The sequence below is a fragment of the Pseudomonas sp. RAC1 genome (assembly GCF_030658255.1).
GTDB lineage: Bacteria > Pseudomonadota > Gammaproteobacteria > Pseudomonadales > Pseudomonadaceae > Aquipseudomonas > Aquipseudomonas boreofloridensis.
In genome coordinates this window covers 223,583-240,944 of sequence record NZ_JAUTXS020000022.1, presented here as the reverse complement: position 1 = coordinate 240,944, position 17,362 = coordinate 223,583, and the positions used below count along the sequence as shown (strand labels likewise).

Annotated in this window: 14 protein-coding genes; 12 read left to right on the top strand and 2 right to left on the bottom strand. The window is 64.1% G+C overall.

Features of this window, described 5'->3' with window-relative positions:
- Window positions 1-2,040: retention module-containing protein (locus tag Q7C30_RS06035; protein ID WP_317870986.1), on the bottom strand; the 2,040-nt coding region annotated here is incomplete at its 3' end.
- Window positions 2,041-3,156: 1,116 nt separating this feature from the next.
- Here Q7C30_RS06035 and Q7C30_RS06030 point away from each other — a divergent pair.
- The 6 genes from Q7C30_RS06030 (at window position 3,157) to Q7C30_RS06005 (ending at window position 10,644) form a co-directional block, all read left to right on the top strand.
- Window positions 3,157-5,313 carry a type I secretion system permease/ATPase gene (locus tag Q7C30_RS06030; RefSeq protein WP_039582481.1) on the top strand — a complete coding sequence of 719 codons (2,157 nt, stop codon included), beginning with the start codon at window positions 3,157-3,159 and terminating at the stop codon, window positions 5,311-5,313.
- 28 nt (window positions 5,314-5,341) lie between these two features.
- A complete protein-coding gene (locus Q7C30_RS06025) occupies window positions 5,342-6,679 on the top strand; it encodes an HlyD family type I secretion periplasmic adaptor subunit (RefSeq protein ID WP_205419314.1) in 1,338 nt (445 codons plus the stop codon).
- Window positions 6,680-6,960: 281 nt separating this feature from the next.
- Window positions 6,961-7,860: a TauD/TfdA family dioxygenase gene (locus tag Q7C30_RS06020; RefSeq protein ID WP_317870985.1), complete on the top strand. Its 900-nt coding sequence runs from the start codon at window positions 6,961-6,963 to the stop codon at window positions 7,858-7,860.
- An 18-nt stretch (window positions 7,861-7,878) separates the two neighbouring features.
- Window positions 7,879-8,898 (top strand): ABC transporter substrate-binding protein, encoded by a 1,020-nt coding sequence (locus tag Q7C30_RS06015; protein ID WP_295486104.1) that lies wholly within the window; start codon window positions 7,879-7,881, stop codon window positions 8,896-8,898.
- 6 nt (window positions 8,899-8,904) lie between these two features.
- Entirely contained in the window at window positions 8,905-9,768 is an 864-nt protein-coding gene (locus Q7C30_RS06010; protein WP_116887331.1) for an ABC transporter ATP-binding protein, read from the top strand.
- 12 nt (window positions 9,769-9,780) lie between these two features.
- Window positions 9,781-10,644 (top strand): ABC transporter permease, encoded by an 864-nt coding sequence (locus Q7C30_RS06005; RefSeq protein ID WP_039582489.1) that lies wholly within the window; start codon window positions 9,781-9,783, stop codon window positions 10,642-10,644.
- Between the two features lie 12 nt (window positions 10,645-10,656).
- Here Q7C30_RS06005 and Q7C30_RS06000 read toward each other — a convergent pair whose 3' ends face one another.
- Window positions 10,657-11,211, bottom strand: a complete 555-nt coding sequence (locus Q7C30_RS06000) for a WYL domain-containing protein (protein WP_317870984.1) — start codon at window positions 11,209-11,211, stop codon at window positions 10,657-10,659.
- 205 nt (window positions 11,212-11,416) lie between these two features.
- On the opposite strand from Q7C30_RS06000, the gene Q7C30_RS05995 reads away from it, so the two are divergent.
- The 6 genes from Q7C30_RS05995 to Q7C30_RS05970 all read left to right on the top strand — a co-directional run bounded on the left by Q7C30_RS05995 (window position 11,417) and on the right by Q7C30_RS05970 (window position 17,344).
- A complete protein-coding gene (locus Q7C30_RS05995) occupies window positions 11,417-12,229 on the top strand; it encodes a tetratricopeptide repeat protein (protein ID WP_029615221.1) in 813 nt (270 codons plus the stop codon).
- 91 nt (window positions 12,230-12,320) lie between these two features.
- Window positions 12,321-12,764, top strand: coding sequence for a MarR family transcriptional regulator (locus Q7C30_RS05990; protein ID WP_039582492.1), 444 nt, complete (start codon window positions 12,321-12,323; stop codon window positions 12,762-12,764).
- Window positions 12,761-14,848 (top strand): FUSC family protein, encoded by a 2,088-nt coding sequence (locus Q7C30_RS05985; RefSeq protein WP_317870983.1) that lies wholly within the window; start codon window positions 12,761-12,763, stop codon window positions 14,846-14,848. Before Q7C30_RS05990 ends, Q7C30_RS05985 begins: the two co-directional genes overlap by 4 nt.
- Window positions 14,845-15,057 carry a DUF1656 domain-containing protein gene (locus Q7C30_RS05980; protein WP_029615220.1) on the top strand — a complete coding sequence of 71 codons (213 nt, stop codon included), beginning with the start codon at window positions 14,845-14,847 and terminating at the stop codon, window positions 15,055-15,057. The genes Q7C30_RS05985 and Q7C30_RS05980 overlap by 4 nt, the downstream gene beginning before the upstream one ends.
- Window positions 15,054-15,929 carry an HlyD family secretion protein gene (locus tag Q7C30_RS05975; RefSeq protein WP_039582496.1) on the top strand — a complete coding sequence of 292 codons (876 nt, stop codon included), beginning with the start codon at window positions 15,054-15,056 and terminating at the stop codon, window positions 15,927-15,929. Before Q7C30_RS05980 ends, Q7C30_RS05975 begins: the two co-directional genes overlap by 4 nt.
- On the top strand, window positions 15,926-17,344 hold the full coding sequence (locus Q7C30_RS05970) for a TolC family protein (protein ID WP_295486117.1): 1,419 nt from the start codon (window positions 15,926-15,928) through the stop codon (window positions 17,342-17,344). The genes Q7C30_RS05975 and Q7C30_RS05970 overlap by 4 nt, the downstream gene beginning before the upstream one ends.
- The last annotated feature ends 18 nt before the right edge of the window (window positions 17,345-17,362 follow it).

Sequence of the window (17,362 nt, the reverse complement as noted above, 5' to 3'; positions counted from 1 at the left end):
GTTCTCAAACGTTTTGCCAGCAACACTAGCGTCGGTGATGCCAACAGTCAGCGAGCCTGCGTCTTTGAAGACGTCTTCGCCTTGAGCCGGAGCCTTGTACTCAACCTCGGTCTGGCCTGCAGCGATGGTGACTTTGTCGCCATTGCTCAGGGTGACAGTCAGCGGACGATCAAGGACTTGGCTGACCTTCACGGTGAAGCTTGGCTGCTGAGCTTCGTTCACATCGCCATTGCTGACGATGGTGACAGAAACCTTATCGCCCTCGTTGCCGGCACCTGGAGTACCAGTGCCAGGTTCATCGGTGACAGTAGTGGTGATCGAATTGTCGCCGAGGGTCAACTTCTCGAAGTTATCCGCACCGGTAACCGACTCCAGTTTGTTAACGATTGAAGGCTGACCACCGACGTAAACATCGTCAGCAGCTTGAATAGTGGCCGATGCAGAGGCGCTGCCTGCCGGAATGGTCACTTTGGTGCCATCCGTGAGCGTGAACGTCAGGCCCTGATGACCGGTGACATCCAAGCCTTGGGCATTGGTCAGCGTGACGGTGTAAGTAACCTGCCCACCTTCGGCGACGGTAGCCTTGTCCGCAGTGAGCGTCGCAACGACTTCGCTCACGGTATCGGTGATCTGCACGGTAGCCGCGCCGCCGAGCTGCAGATTCTCGAAGGTCTTGCCTGGCACGCTGGCATCGGTGACGCCCACGGTCACGGAACCTGGATCCTTGAAAACGTCATCGCCTTGGGCTGGCAGGCTGTAGGTCGCCTGGGTCTGGCCAGCAGCGATTACCACTTTGTCACCGTTGCTGAGGGTGACGGTCAGATCGCGATCCAGTTGTTGACTGACGGATACGGTGAAGGTCGGTTGCTGGGCCTCGGTCACATTGCCGTTGCTGGCAATGTTGACGGTCACGGTATCGATGCTGTCACTGACCACAGTTTGTGCAGGGGTCGGATTGGTGACCAGGTTCTCGAAATTGCCGCCGGTCGCACTGGTGATCGTGGTGTTGACCGTGCTGCCGTTGACATAAACATCGTTGGGCGGCGTCTGGAAATCGATCGAGCCGCTGGATTTACCTGCTTCAACGGTGATGGTCTGGCCGTTGGACAAGGTCACAGTCACCGGCGTCTGAGCCGGATTGGTCAGGCTGACGGTGTAGGTGATAACGCCGCCTTCGGTCACGCTTGGGGTCGCAGTCAACGTGGCAGTGGTGGTGTCGATGGTGTCAGTGATCTGGGTCACTGCTGGCGTGTCACTTGGCGTGACGATCAACCCAGTGCCGCCCGAGGTGCTGGTAATGGTGGTAGAGATCTGCCCGCCATCGATGTACGGCGTGTCGTTGGCTGGAATGTTGACGTTTACCGAACCGCTGGTTTGACCGGCCTGAATCACGACCACCGCGCCATTGGACAGGGTCACGGTCAGGTCGCTCTGGGGCGCCTGGCCGACGTTGGCGGTGTAGACGATGACGCCACCCGCCTCGCTGATCGAGGGGGTGGCGGTCAGGGTGAGGCCGGTGGCCACGGGCACCGTACTGGTCGTGGTGGCGTTATTGGCATTCAGGCCACCGACCTGTTGCGTGTTCAGCGCGGCGGCGAAGTTGAGCGGATCGGTAGGGAAACCGATGGTCGGATCCACCACACCTGCCGTTTCTTCCAACAGAACGAAGCTGTGTCCGCCACCTACCGAGCCGCCACCTGCGGCCGTCGGGCCTGCGGCGGGTGCTTCCAGATCGGTGGTCGGGTCGGCACCCGCGGCAATGGCCTGCTGCAGCTCTTCAACCGATGGCGCGGCCTGGGCAGTGACCTGTCCCAGGTCAGCGCTGCTGGCGGGTGTGTCCGCACTCCATTGACTGTCGCGGCCCAGGTCGAGCATTCGCCCGTCGGCCAGTTCCAGGGTCACGGCGCCGCCCGGGCCGGTGAGGACTTCTTCGCCTGCGAACAGGCGGTCGCCCTCGATCAGCACGCGCTTGATGCCTTCCGGGGATACTGCGATGACTTGGCCAACAATGCTTTTGACGATGGCAACGACAGTGCTCATGGAACTCTCCGGGGTGTGTCTCAGTTGGCTTCCGGCCGGCGTGCGAACCTGCTTCCGCTGGAATGTTACGAAATAGATTTGACGCTTTTATGCGTCAACTTTCTGTCGATAACTTTTGGCTATTAAGTTTATGCCAAAGTATTGACCCTTGTCTTGTCATCCTAAACAATCGGCAAAGTAATGTCACATTGATATTTCGTCCGACACCAATCTTCCTTTTGTATTAATTACCTAACAGCTCGCGTTTTTTCTAAACGTTCCGTCGAGACCGCTATTCTCCTGAGCTCCGCGCCTGTTGGCAGTGACTTGGGGCAAGTCTGCGACTGGGAAATGACCCACACTGCGTGTCGTGAGTTTCATCAATGTGTCACTTGAGGAGCAGGCTTTGATCGTTAAGCACAAACCTTGCCGACCACCATTAATTTGGCGCTTACCGTTCGTCAGGAGAATAGTCGCGAAATCAGTTTCTGCGCAGACGCTCGCAGTCCTTTGCGCGCGGTGTACAGCGGGGATTTGGCGTGCACTGCAAGGAGGGCTTCGCAGCCCGGTTTACCCTCCTGAATAGGATTGGGTGGCTATAAGACATCATCGTACTGAGTCAAATAACCGTCTCTGGCCAGGAATCATGAGGATTGGGCGCGGTGCTGACGTCAAACGCCCAGAATCGATGGACGGTCTGTTGCCTACGCGAAAGCGGAGCTTCCAGGCGTCACGACACGCGCCGTGATTCGGGCGCTGGTTTTTTGCCATATGGCCTTGCGCCAGCGTCATGAGCAGTTAGGCTTTGCAGAGTGAGTTGTGAAAATGCCCTGGAGCGCATTCCTCGCAAGAACCGTGCACTGCACGGGAGTCAGCCGCCGCTGGTAGCGACCTTGCTCAATCTGCGACACCGCGTAATGAAACCTTCACTGTGCACTGTCGTCTGGTGCAGGTGACATGTAAGCAGTTGTTTACTCAGTACCGAATCAAGGCGACCATTGGTCGGCTGCCGAAGGACAGGGGGTCAAAGCCCCATGCCCGCTGCCTGCAGCACGACCTCAAGCCCAGGGTGAGACGGCCAGACCTGACTGGCAGGCGCACCCGCCCCAACCACTGCAAGGATGAAGAGAGCGCCGCGTGGAATCTGAAGTCAGTCGAGTACAGCTCAACCATGATCCACGCAGTCAGCACGACGATCCGCTGCTGGACAGCCTGCTGACCCTGTGCGTGTTGCACCAGAAGCCTGCCAGCCGGGCGATGCTCACCACTGGCCTGCCGTTGCCAGCACAGCGCTTGAGCCCGGAACTGCTTCCGCGTGCGGCTGCGCGGGCGGGCCTGCAAGGGCGCCTGCTGCAACGCAAGCTCGAGCAGATCCCCACCATCGCCATGCCTGCCATGCTCCTGCTCAAGGATGGCCGCAGCGCCGTGCTGCTGGGCTGGGAGAATGAAGACAGCGCGCGCCTGCTGCTCAGCGAGAGCGACGGTGGCGAAGTGCTGGTCACCCGCGAGGCTTTGACCGGCGACTACAGCGGCAAGGTGTTCTTCGCCCAGCCGCAGCACAAGTTCGACGTCAACCACGGCAACCTCATTCCACGCACCCGTTCCTGGTTCCGCGACACGCTGCTGCGCAGCAAGTGGCTGTACATCGACGCCATCGCCGCGAGCCTGGTGATCAACCTGATCGCCCTGGCGGCGCCGCTGTTCGTGATGAACGTGTACGACCGCGTGGTGCCCAACCAGGCCACCTCGACCCTGTGGGTGCTGGCAGTGGGCATCGCCGGTGCTTACGTCTTCGACCTCATTCTCAAGGGGCTGCGCAGCTTGTGCCTGGACCTGGCCGGCAAGAAGACCGACTTGATCATCTCCGCCACCTTGTTCGAGCGCATCGTCGGCATGTCGATGAAGTACCGGCCCGCGCGGGTCGGTAGCTTCGCCCAGAACATCCACGAGTTCCAAGGCCTGCGTGATTTCCTCGCCTCGCTGACCCTCACCAGCCTGATCGACCTGCCGTTCACCCTGCTGATCCTCATGGTGATCGCCATCATCGGCGGGCACCTGGTGTGGATTCCGGTGCTGGCTTTCCCGCTGGCGCTGGGCATCGGTTATGCCTTGCAGAAGCCGTTGATGTCGACCATGGAGCGAACCATGGCGCTGGCCTCCGAGCGCCAGTCCAGCCTGATCGAGACCCTCGCCGGCCTGGACGCGGTGAAGGTCAACAACGCCGAGAGCGAACGCCAGTACATGTGGGAGCAAACCCTCGGCACCCTCAGCCGCCTGGAGCTGCGGGTCAAGGTGCTGTCTGGCCTGGCGATGAACATCACCCTGCTGATCCAGCAACTGGCCGGCGTGGCGATGATCTGCGTCGGCGTCTATCTGATCATCGACGGCAACCTGAGCATGGGTGGGCTGGTGGCCTGCTACATGCTCAGCGGTCGCGCACTCGGCCCACTGGGCCAGCTCAACGGCTTGCTGGCGCGTTACCAGCAGGCCAAGGTGACCATGGTCGCCACCGACCAGATGATGGGCCTGCCCCAGGAACGCAACTTCGAAGAGCGTCCGCTGAGCCGTCAGGTGCTGCAAGGCGCGGTAGAGTTCCGCGGGCTGGAGTTCACTTACCCGAACCAGCAGAACCAGGCGCTCAAGGGCATCAACCTGGTCATTCGTCCCGGCGAGAAGATCGGCATCATCGGTCGCAGCGGCTCGGGCAAGAGTTCGCTGGCCAAGCTGATCGTCGGGCTTTACGAGGCCGATAACGGTTCGCTGCTGGTCGATGGCGTCGATATCCGCCAGATCGACGTCAGCGAGCTGCGCCACAACATCGGCTACGTGCCCCAGGACATCCAGCTGCTGGCGGGCACCTTGCGCGACAACCTGGTCAGCGGCGCACGTTACATCGAAGACGAACTGATCCTGCAAGCGGCCGAACTGGCCGGCGTGCACGAATTTGCCCGCTTGCACCCGGACGGCTACGAACTGCAGGTCGGCGAGCGCGGGCAGAACCTGTCCGGCGGCCAGCGGCAGAACGTCGCCCTGGCCCGCGCGCTGCTGCTCAACCCGCAAATCCTGCTGCTCGACGAACCCACCAGTGCCATGGACAACACCGGCGAGGAGCGCCTCAAGCAGCGCCTGGCGGCTGTCATCGAAGGCAAGACCGTGCTGCTGGTGACTCACCGTGCATCGCTGCTGTCGCTGGTGGATCGGTTGATCGTCATCGACCGCGGACAAATCGTCGCCGATGGCCCGAAAGTGGCTGTCATGGAAGCGCTGAAGAAGGGGCAGATCAGTGTTGCATAAGCTGGATTTCGCACGTTTCAAGGATCAGATGCGGCGCTACTTCAAGGGCTCGGAGTCGATGGCCGGCCAGCCTCTGCCGGAAGTGCCCAAGGCGTTGATCGAAGATGCCCCGCGCGTGGTGCGTTTGACCATCTGGGGTGTGATCGCCTTCTTCCTGTTCCTGATCGTCTGGGCCTGCTTCGCCCCCATCGACGAAGTGACGCGCGGGGAGGGCAAGGCCATTCCGTCGTCCAAGGTGCAGAAAGTGCAGAACCTGGAGGGCGGCATCGTCGCGCAGATCTATGCGAAGGAGGGCGAAATCGTCGAGGTCGGCCAGCCGCTGCTGCGCCTGGATGAAACGCGCTTCGCCTCCAACGTCGGCGAGACCGAGGCCTCGCGCCTGGCCATGGCGCTGCGCGTGCAACGCCTGAGCGCGGAGGTGGAGGGCACACCGCTGCAGATCGACGAAGAATTGCGCAAGGCTGCACCCAACCAGGCGGCCGACGAGCTTTCGTTGTATCAGAGCCGTCGCCAGCAATTGCAGGATGAGATCGGTGGTCTGGACCAGCAGTTGGTGCAGAAGCAGCAGGAGCTGCGTGAGTTCAATTCCAAACGTGCCCAGTACGCCAACAGCTTGCAGTTGCTGCGTCAGGAAATCTCCATGTCCGAGCCACTGGTGGCGCGGGGCGCGATTTCTCAGGTGGAGATGCTGCGTCTGCGCCGTTCCGAGGTGGAAACGCGCGGCCAGATGGACTCCACTGCGCTGGCCATTCCCCGCGCCGAAGCGGCGATCAAGGAAGTGCAGAGCAAGATCGAAGAAACCCGCGGCAAGTTCCGCAGCGAGGCGCTGACACAGTTGAACGAGGCGCGCACCGAGCTGAACAAGGCCACTGCCACCAGCAAGGCGCTGGACGACCGGGTCAACCGCACCATGGTCACTTCGCCGGTACGCGGTATCGTCAAGCAGTTGCTGGTCAACACCATCGGCGGCGTGATCCAGCCGGGCAGCGACATCATCGAGATCGTGCCGTTGGACGACACGCTGGTGATCGAAGCCAAGATCCTGCCCAAGGACATTGCCTTCCTGCACCCCGGCCAGGAAGCCACGGTGAAGTTCAGCGCCTATGACTACACCATCTATGGTGGTCTGAAGGCCAAGCTGGAGCAGATCGGTGCCGATACCATCACCGACGAAGACAAGAAGACCACCTACTACCTGATCCGGCTGCGTACCGATAAAAGCCATTTGGGCACGGACGAGAAACCGCTGCTGATCATCCCGGGCATGGTCGCCACGGTGGATATCCTCACCGGCAAGAAGACTATCATGAGCTACCTGCTCAAGCCGATCATCAAGGCGCGTACCGAGGCGCTGCGCGAGCGGTGAGGGCTTGGTATCGCGGCCAGACTGCGCCGCAGCCCCCTCTATCTGGGTTTCGGCCAAGAATGGATGGGGCTGCATAGCAGCCCCGGCAATGGCACGTGATCATGGTTGTATGCATATTCTTTAAAGATATTTAAATTTTAATTCTTATGACTTTATAGTTCGTCCCACTGCGTACCTGCCGACCAATCGGCGCGCCGCACGACTCGAACCCACACGGTAAACCCGTGCGGTCATGAATCGATGCGCGCCCTTCGACGTCGCGCACTGCGTGGGAGTGAACAATGTCAGCCGCCTTGAACGCTGTGTCGACCATCCACAGCGCACCGCCGCAAGCCTTCGAAATTCGTCCTTTCAGCGGCGCCGTCGGTGCCGAAATCGTTGGACTGGATCTGTCCCGCCCCGTCAATGCCGACGACTTCCAGCGTATTCACCGCGCCCACCTGGATCATCACGTGCTGGTGTTTCGCGAGCAGCGCATCAGTCCCGACCAGCAGATCGCGTTCAGCCGCCGTTTCGGTGAGCTGCAGATCCACGTGCTCAAACAGTTTTTGCTGCAGGGCCATCCCGAGATTCTCATCGTCTCCAACATCGTCGAGGACGGTCGCAACATCGGCCTGGGCGATGCCGGCAAGTTCTGGCATTCCGATCTCTCCTACAAGGAACTGCCGAGCCTGGGCTCGATGCTGCACGCCCAGGAACTGCCCAGCGAGGGCGGCGACACCCTGTTCGCCGACATGCACAAGGCCTGGGACGCCGTTCCCCAAGCGTTGCGCGACGTGGTGCAGGGCCGCAGCGCTGCCCACTCCTACACCGCGCGTTACGCGGAAACCAAGTTCGAAGGCAATTGGCGCCCGACCCTGACGGCCGAGCAGTTGGCCCAGGTCAACGAGGTGGTTCATCCGATCGTGCGGACCCACCCGGAAAACGGCCGCAAGGCGTTGTTCGTCAGCGAAGGCTTCACTACCCGCATCGTCGGGCTGCCGGAGGACGAAAGTCGCGATGTGCTGCAGCAGCTCTACGCCCTCAGCGTGCTGGAGCACAACCAGTATCGCCATCGCTGGCAGCCCCATGACCTGGTGTTCTGGGACAACCGCTCGCTGATCCACCTGGCCACCGGCTGTCCTGCTCACCTGCGGCGCAAGCTGTACCGCACCACCATCCAGGGCGACGCCCCGTTCTGACTGTCGAGGATCTTCATCATGCGCACCTCCATCGGCCGCCTGGCGGCCACTATCGGCCTGGGCGTCAGCCTGGTCATCGGCGGTCTTGCGGTTCCCAGCCTGGCCCAGGCCGAAGGCAAGATTCGCATCGCCGAGCAGTTCGGCATCGTCTACCTGCTGCTCAATGTGGTCCGCGACCAGCAACTGATCGAGAAGCACGGCAAGGCCCAAGGCATCGATATCCAGGTCGACTGGGCGCAGTTGTCCGGTGGCGCGGCGATCAACGACGCGCTGCTGTCCGGCTCGGTGGACATCGCCGGTGCCGGCGTCGGCCCGCTGCTGACCGTCTGGGACCGTACCTACGGGCGGCAGAACGTCAAGGCGGTGGCCTCGCTGGGCAACTTCCCTTACTACCTGGTCAGCAGCAACCCCGAGGTGAAGACCATCGCCGACTTCTCCGCCAAGGATCGCATTGCCGTGCCGGCGGTAGGCGTCTCGGTGCAGTCGCGCTTCCTGCAATACGCCGCCGCCAAGCAATGGGGCGACAAGGAATACAACCGCCTGGACAAGTACACCCTCGCGGTGCCGCACCCCGATGCCGCCGCTGCACTGTTGGCCGGCGGCACCGAACTCAACGGACATTTCTCCAACCCGCCGTTCCAGGACCAGGAGTTGGCCAATCCCAACGTGCACGTGGTGCTCGACAGCTACGACCTGCTCGGCCCCAACTCACCGACGCTGCTGTTTGCCACCGAGAAATTCCGCCAGGACAACCCCAAGACCTACAAAGCCTTCGTCGATGCGCTGGCCGAGGCCGCCGACTTCGCCCAGCGCGACAAAGCGGCTGCTGCCGACACCTACCTGCGCGTGACCAAAGCCAAGATCGACCGCGACGCGCTGATCAAGCTGATCGACAACCCGCGCTACGAATTCACCATCACGCCGAAGAACACCTACCCGCTGGCCGAGTTTCTCTATCGGGTCGGCGCCCTCAAGCACAAGCCCGCGTCGTGGAAGGACTACTTCTTCCAGGATGAGCGGCCGTTGCAAGGGAGCTGACCGATCATGACCGCCCCTTTGCCAGGCCACGCGGCCAGCAACCTGCGCCCTGTCGACAGCCCGACGTTGCTCGCGGTGGATAACCTGAGTCTGGAGTACCGCACCCCGCAGCGCGTGGTGCGGGCTACCCACCAAGTCAGTTTCGAGGTCGATCGCACTGATCGATTCGTGCTGCTCGGCCCTTCCGGGTGCGGCAAGTCCACCCTGCTCAAGGCTGTGGCCGGCTTCATCGAGCCGCGCGAAGGCCACATTCTGCTCAACGGCCAGCCCGTCAAAGGGCCTGGGCCAGACCGCATCGTCGTGTTTCAGGAGTTCGACCAACTGCCGCCCTGGAAGACGGTGAAGCAGAACGTGATGTTCCCCCTGTTGGTCTCTGGGCAGCTAAAGCGCGGCGAAGCCCATGATCGCGCGTTGCATTACCTGGAGAAAGTCGGTCTGGCGGCGTTCGCCGATGCCTACCCGCATACGCTGTCTGGCGGCATGAAGGCACGCGTGGCGATTGCCCGGGCGCTGGCCACGCAGCCGCAGATCCTGCTGATGGACGAGCCATTCGCCGCCCTGGATGCACTGACCCGCCGCAAGATGCAGGAGGAACTCTTGCTGCTGTGGGAGGAGGTGCGCTTCACCTTGCTGTTCGTCACCCACTCCATCGAAGAGGCGCTGGTGGTGGGCAACCGCATTTTGCTGCTGTCGCCGCATCCAGGGCGGGTGCGGGCCGAGGTGCACAGCCACCAGTACCATCTTGGCAGCCTGGGCGGCAGCGACTTCCAGGCCAGCGCCCGGCGCATCCACCGCCTGCTGTTCGACCAGGCCGGCGAGCCCGAGCCTGCTGCGCCGCTGGGCTTCAACGACATCCGCATCGCCTACTGACAGGAGCTGGATATGAGCACGACGTCTGCGCGGCAGGAGTACGAAGTGGCGCTGCAACCGCTGCCAGGTCTATCGCTGCACCGTGAGCTGCCGCTGGCCCAGCGCCTGTGGCAGCAAGCCTGGATACGCAAGGGCCTGATCCTGCTGTTGCTGGCGGTGATCTGGGAAGCGGTGGCGCGCTACACCGACAATGACCTGCTGCTGCCCACCTTCGGGCAAACCGCAGCGGCCTTGTGGGATGGCCTGGCCAGTGGCGAGTTGCCGGCCAAGGTCGCGGTGTCGCTGGTGGTGCTGCTCAAGGGCTATGTGCTGGGGATCGTGCTGGCGTTCGGGTTGACCAGCCTGGCGGTCTCGACCCAGTTCGGTCGCGACCTGCTCGGCACCCTGACCTCGATGTTCAACCCATTGCCGGCCATTGCTCTGCTACCGCTGGCGCTGCTGTGGTTCGGGCTGGGCGACAACAGCCTGATCTTCGTGCTGGTGCACTCGGTGCTGTGGGCCCTGGCGCTGAACACTTATGCCGGCTTTCTGGGCGTGTCCGAGACCCTGCGCATGGCGGGGCGCAACTATGGCCTGCGCGGGCTGCGCCTGGTGCTGCATATTCTGGTGCCGGCGGCGCTGCCGTCGATTCTGTCGGGGCTGAAGATCGGCTGGGCTTTCGCCTGGCGTACGCTGATCGCGGCCGAGCTGGTGTTCGGCGCCAGCAGCGGCAAGGGCGGCCTGGGCTGGTACATCTTCCAGAACCGCAACGAGCTGTACACCGACAAGGTGTTCGCCGGGCTGGCGGTGGTGATCCTGATCGGCCTGCTGGTGGAGGGGCTGGTGTTCAACACGCTGGAGCGGCTGACCGTGCGCCGCTGGGGCATGCAGCGCTGACGGCAGCGCGTTTCAGTCGCGATAGCGTGCTGCCGCGCTGGCGAGGATACGGCCGATTTCCTCGCGCAGCGCCGGGGGCAGTTCCACCATCAGATCGTCACCCTGGCCCAGCAGCCACCAGCGCAGCGGCGCGTCGTCGCTGACCGTCGCGCGCAGGCGGTGACCCTGCTCCAGCGCGGTCAAGTGCATGTCCGCACCCAGCGGCGTTTCGCGCAGCCGTCGCGCCAAGGCGTCGCTGACCCAGGCTTGCAGCGCCAGGCCTTGGCCAGGCGCGGCCTTTAGCGGATCGTCACGCAGATAGTCCAGCAGGTCGAAATGGCCGCGCAGCTCGCCTGCGCTGGCTGACCAGTGCCAGCCGAACGGGATGCTCTTGTCGTTGCGCTCGAGCGGGAAGATCAGTGACAACTCATTGAGGTCACGTTCCACGGTGCGCTTGCTGACTGTGAAGCCCACGTCGCGCAGGCGCCACACCAGTTCGGCACTGGTGACCCCGGGCGAGCGGCTGGGCAACTGGCGCAACAAGGCCCACTGGCGACTAAGGGTGGCGCGGGTTGTGGCGAACGGCAAAGGTTAACGTCCTTGTCTAGGCTTGCGACAAATAGCATGGCGGGCGCGGTGCGGGATGGCAATTCGCTACTTTGCGCTGAGATCAACAAACCCGCTATTTGTTGCGTGCGCGCAGATCGTTCGCGACAGGTTTTGTCGTATCGTCGCGCAGAATCGCCTCATCACAGTCGAGGTCGGAACTGTGGGCCGTTCAATGAGGATGAACATGTCTGCTGCCAGCAATATCCATTCGCTGCTTGCCCGCCTTCTGCCCGAGCATGTGGTACCGGTGCCCGCCATCCCACGTCGGCACCTGCGTGCGTTTGCCGGGGTGGGGCTGCCCACCCAATGGGCATTGCTGGGCGAGCGCTCGGCCTTGGTCAGTCGTCTGGACGAGGCGGTGGATGTGCAGGCGATCTACAGCGACCTGCGGCATCAGGCGCTGCAAGGCAACGCGGCGGTGCTCAACGACCTGGGCTGGATCTGGCTCAATGGCCGCTACTGGCGCGCGGACACCGCACTGGCCAGCCATCTGCTGCGCATGGCGGCGTTGCAGGGCAATGCGGCGGCCTGGTTCAACCTCGGCCAGCAGCATTACTTCGGCAAGGGCGTGGCGGTGTGTTACGCCAATGCCGCCGAGTACTACCGGCATGCCTTCGAGCGCGGCCTGTCGCATGCGGCCGCAGCGCTGGGCGATCTTTATGAAGAAGAGGTGTGCGAGACCGACCAGCCGTGGCAGGTGGACCCGGTGCAAGCCTACGGCTGGTTCCTGCGCGGTGCTCAGCGTGGCGAGGCGCGTTGCCGGTTCGAGGTGGGCTACCGGCAGTTGCATGGTTTGCATGTGCCGGCGGACATCAAGGCCGGGCTGTACTGGCTGGAGCTGGCGGCCGGCGCCGGGGTGATGCAGGCTGCCGAGGAGTTGGCCGTGCACTTCAGCCGGCGCGACGCCTCACGCTACCTGGCCTGGCGCGACCAGGCGATCGGGCTGGGCAGCACCCTGGCCTTGACCATGAAGCTGGAGGATCAGGTGCAGACCTGAACACGCTGTTCATCGCCTCCGGTTGACGACGGGGGGAGGGGCGGGCGTATATTGATAGTTAGCAAACTATGATTACCCTCGGTTTCCCCTGATGACACTCGACGCACTGCACTTGAAAGTCAGCAGCGGCCTGGTGGTTGCTGCCCGCCACTGGCGGCGCATCTGCCACGCCGCGCTGACCGGCTACGGCATTTCCGAGGCCTGCGCGGTGCCGCTACTGATGATCGTGCGCCTGGGCGATGGCGTGCATCAGGTGGCGGTGGCACAGGCCGCTGGGCTGGAAAGTCCGTCGCTGGTGCGCCTGCTCGATCAATTGTGCAAGGCCGGGCTGGTCTGTCGCAGCGAAGATCCCCTGGACCGACGCGCCAAGGCCCTGAGCCTGACCGCTGAAGGTCGCACGCTGGCCGAATCCATCGAAGCCGAACTGGTCCGCCAGCGCCGCGACGTGCTGCACGGCCTGCCGGCCGACGATCTGGAGGCGACCCTGCGGGTGATCCGCGCATTCGAAACCGCCGGCTCGGGCAGCGCGTCATGAAGCACTTCTTCAGCTCGGTGCCGCCGGCGCGCGACTGGTTCTACGGCGTGCGCACCTTCGCCGCGTCGATGATCGCCCTGTACATCGCCCTGCTGATGCAACTGCCGCGTCCCTACTGGGCGATGGCCACGGTGTACATCGTCTCCAGCCCGTTCGTCGGGCCGACCAGCTCCAAAGCCCTGTACCGCGCCGTCGGCACCCTGCTCGGCGCCGCTGGGGCGGTCCTGCTGGTGCCGCCGCTGGTGCAGTCGCCGCTGCTGCTGAGCATCGCCATCGCCCTGTGGACTGGCACCTTGCTGTACTTGTCGCTGAACCTGCGCACAGCGAACAACTACATGTTCATGCTGGCCGGCTACACCTTGCCGATGATCGCCCTGGCGGTGGTCGACAACCCGCTGGCGGTGTTCGACGTGGCGGCCTCACGCGCCCAGGAGATTTGCCTGGGCATCGTCTGTGCGGCCGTGGTGGGCGCGATTTTCTGGCCGCGGCGCCTGGCACCGGTGGTAGTCGGCGCCACCGGCAAGTGGTTCGCCGAGGCCATCCGCTACAGCGACCTGTACCTGAGCCGCGACGCCGCTGCCGAACAGGTTGGCGCCCTGCGCAGCTCGATGGTAGCCACCTTCAACAGCCTGGAGCTGATGATCGGACAGCTCGGCCACGAGGGCGCGGGACCGCACACGCTGAAGAACGCCCGCGAACTGCGCGGGCGGATGATCCATCTGCTGCCGGTGATCGACGCCCTTGACGATGCCCTGGTGGCCTTGCAGGGCCGCGCCCCGGTGCAGTACGCACAGCTCGAAGCGTTGCTGGCCGACGCCCGCGCCTGGCTCGAAAGCACCGCCGACGATCCCTCGATCGGGCGCTGGAGCGCCCTGCACGTGCAGATCGAGCACCTGCAGCCCGACGCCGAGGCGCTCGATCAGCGCCAGGCCTTGCTGCTGTCGAACGCGCTCTACCGGCTGAGCGAATGGATCGACCTCTGGCAGGACTGCTGCACCCTGCAGCACGCCCTGCGCGACGATGACGCGCGGCCCTGGCGGGCGGTGTACCGGCACTGGCGCCTGGGCCGTCTGACGCCGTTCTTCGACCGCGGCCTGATGCTCTACTCGGTGCTCTCCACCGTGGTCGCCATCGTCGTCGCCTGTGGCCTGTGGATCAGCCTGGGCTGGGCCGACGGCGCCAGCGCGGTAATCCTCGCCGCCGTCGCATGCAGCTTTTTCGCCGCGATGGACGACCCGGCGCCGCAGATCTACCGGTTCTTCTTCTGGACGTTGATCTCGGTGATTCTCTCCAGCCTGTACCTGTTCCTGGTGCTGCCCAACCTGCATGATTTCGCCATGCTGGTGCTGGCGTTCGCCGTGCCGTTCATCGTCATCGGCACCCTGACCGTGCAGCCGGCCTTCTACCTGGGCACCTTGCTGACCATCGTCAACACCTCGAACTTCATCAGTATCCAGGGCGCCTACGACGCCGACTTCTTCACCTTCGTCAATTCCAACCTGGCCGGCCCCGTGGGGCTGCTGTTCGCCTTCATCTGGACCTTGGTGATGCGCCCGTTCGGCGTGGAACTGGCCGCCAAGCGCATGACCCGCTTCGCCTGGCGCGACATCGTCGAGATGACCGAGCCGGCGACCCTGGCCGAACAGCGCAAGGTCGGCGTGCAGATGCTCGACCGCCTGATGCAGCACCTGCCGCGCCTGTTGCAGACCGGCCAGGACACCGGCACGGCGCTGCGTGATCTGCGCGTGGGGTTGAACCTGCTGGACCTGCTGGCGTACTTGCCGCGTGCCGGCGACGACGCCCGCGCGCGCCTGCGCACGGTGATCGAGGAAGTCGGCGCCCACTACGCCGCGTGCCTGCGCAGCGGCGAACGCCTGCACGCGTCGGCGGCGCTGCTGCGGCACATGGAGCGGGCGCGTCTGGCCTTGGCCCAGGATCGACTGAACGAGCGCGGCGAGCCCCGGGTCCATCTGCTGCATGCCCTCTCCGGTTTGCGCCTGTCGCTGCTGCCGGGTGTCGAGGTGATGCTCGAACCGGACGCGCAAGCGCAACTGCCCCCTGCCATCGATGGAGCACCGCTGTGATTGGCGAAGTGGATATCAGCGGAGTCTTCCTGCCTACGCTGCTGGTGATGATGCTGGGCACCTATGTGGTGTTCCTGGGCCTGCACGCGGTGCTGGTGCGCCTGCATTTCTACCGCCTGGTCTGGCACCGGGCGCTGTTCAACGTTGCTCTCTACGCCGTGCTGCTGGGCGCGGTGGATCACTTTTGTCGAAGCCTGATGCTGCCATGAAAAAACCGTTGTTGACCTTGGGCCGCGTGGTCCTGACTTTGCTGGTGGTGACCCTGGCGGCCGTGCTGGTCTGGCAGATGGTCGTGTACTACATGTTCGCGCCCTGGACCCGCGATGGGCACATCCGTGCCGACGTGATCCAGATCGCCCCGGACGTGTCCGGGTTGATCCAGCAGGTGAGCGTGCGCGACAACCAGGTGGTCAAGCGCGGCGACGTGTTGTTCACCATCGACCAGGACCGTTTCTCGCTGGCCTTGCGCCAGGCCCAGGCGAGCCTGGCCGAGCGCCAGGAAACCCTGGCCCAGGCCGCCCGCGAAACCCGACGCAACCGCAAGCTGGGCAACCTGGTGGCCGCCGAGCAGCTCGAAGAGAGCCAGTCGCGTGAAGCCCGTGCCCGCTCGGCGGTGAGCGAGGCGCAGGTGGCGGTGGACATCGCCAAGCTCAACCTCGAGCGCTCGGTGGTGCGCAGCCCGGTGGACGGTTACCTCAACGACCGCGCCCCGCGCGCCCACGAGTTCGTCACCGCAGGCCGAGCCGTGCTGTCGGTGGTCGACAGCACCTCGTACCACGTCGACGGCTATTTCGAGGAAACCAAGCTCGGTGGCATCAACGTCGGTGACGCCGTGGACATCCGTGTCATGGGGGATGACACGCGCCTGCGCGGGCATGTGCAAAGCCTGTCGGCGGGCATCGAAGACCGTGACCGGGTCAGCGGCGCCAACCTGCTGCCCAACGTCAATCCCGCGTTCAGTTGGGTGCGCCTGGCCCAGCGGATTCCGGTGCGCATCGCCTTCGACGAGGTGCCCGCAGACTTTCGCCTGATCGCCGGGCGCACCGCGACGGTCTCGATCGTCGAAGGGCAGCGGCCATGAAACGCCTGATGCTCACGACCCTGGCGCTGGCACTGGGTGCTTGCACCACGGTCGGCCCCGACTACCACGTGCCCGCCGACGCCGCCGTGCAGCGCAGCGACCTGAACGGTCCGTTGCGCGAGGATGCCAGCAGCGTGGTGTCGGCGCCGGTGCCGGACGATTGGTGGCAGTTGTATCAGGATCCACGGCTCAACGCGCTGGTGCGCCAGGCGTTGGCGGCCAACAGTCAATTGCGCGTGGCGGCGGCGAACATCGCCAAGGCCCGTGCCCAGGTGGAAGTGGCTGAGTCGCAGGGCGGTTTTGGCGCGGGTGCCAAAGCCGGTGCCCAGCGCCTGCAAGAGTCTGGCGAAGCCTTTCTGCAGCCGAATAAAGTGCCGGTGGCCAATATCGGCGAAGCGATCATCAGCGCCTCGTACCAGTTCGACCTGTGGGGCACGCTCAAGCGTGGCACCGAGGCGGCCAAGGCCAATGCCGATGCCGTCCAGGCCGCCGCCGACACCGCGCGCATCACGGTAGTGGCCGACGTGGTCAAGGCCTACACCCAGGTGTGCTCGGCCAATGAGGAATACCACATCGCCCGGCAATCGCTGGACCTGCAACAGCAGGGCGTGCAACTCAACCAGCGTCTGCGCGATGCCGGGCGCGGCGACGAGACCCTGGTCACCCGTTCGCAGACCCAATTCAAATCGTTGCGCGCCGAGTTGCCGCGCTTCCAGGCCGAGCGCGAAGCGGGCCTGTATACCCTGGCGGCACTGCTGGCCGTGCCGGTCGGCCAGTTGCCCGCTGGCACCGCCGAGTGCGCCGAACTGCCTCACCTGGCGCAACTGATTCCGGTGGGCGACGGCGCCGCACTGCTCAAGCGTCGGCCCGACGTGCGCCAGGCCGAGCGGCAGTTGGCAGCAGCCACGGCGAACATCGGTGTGGCGACCGGCGCGTTGTACCCGAACATCAGCTTCGGCGCGCAGATCGGCACCCTCGGCATCATCGACAACCTGGGCGAGCCTTCCACCAATCGTTGGGGCTTCGGCCCGCAGATCAGTTGGACGCTGCCCACCAACGGTACGCGTGCGCGCATCCGCGAGGCCGAGGCGTCGACCCAGGCCGCGCTGGCGCACTTCGACGGTGTGGTGCTCGACGCCCTGCGCGAAACCCAGACGCGGCTGGCGCAATACAGCGCCTTGCTCGAACGACGCGACGCGCTGGCCGATGCCGAACGCTCCGCCAAGGACGCCGCCGACCAGACTCACCGCCGTTACCAAGCCGGGCGCGAGTCGTTCCTGGCCGATTTGCAGGCCACCCGCGCGTACACCGATGTGCGTGGCCAGTTGGCTGCGGCCAACAGTCAGGTAGCGATGGGGCAGGTCAGCGTGTTCCTGGCGTTGGGCGGTGGCTGGAAAGCAGCGCCTGCGCCGTAAAAGCGCCGGCTTGACCGG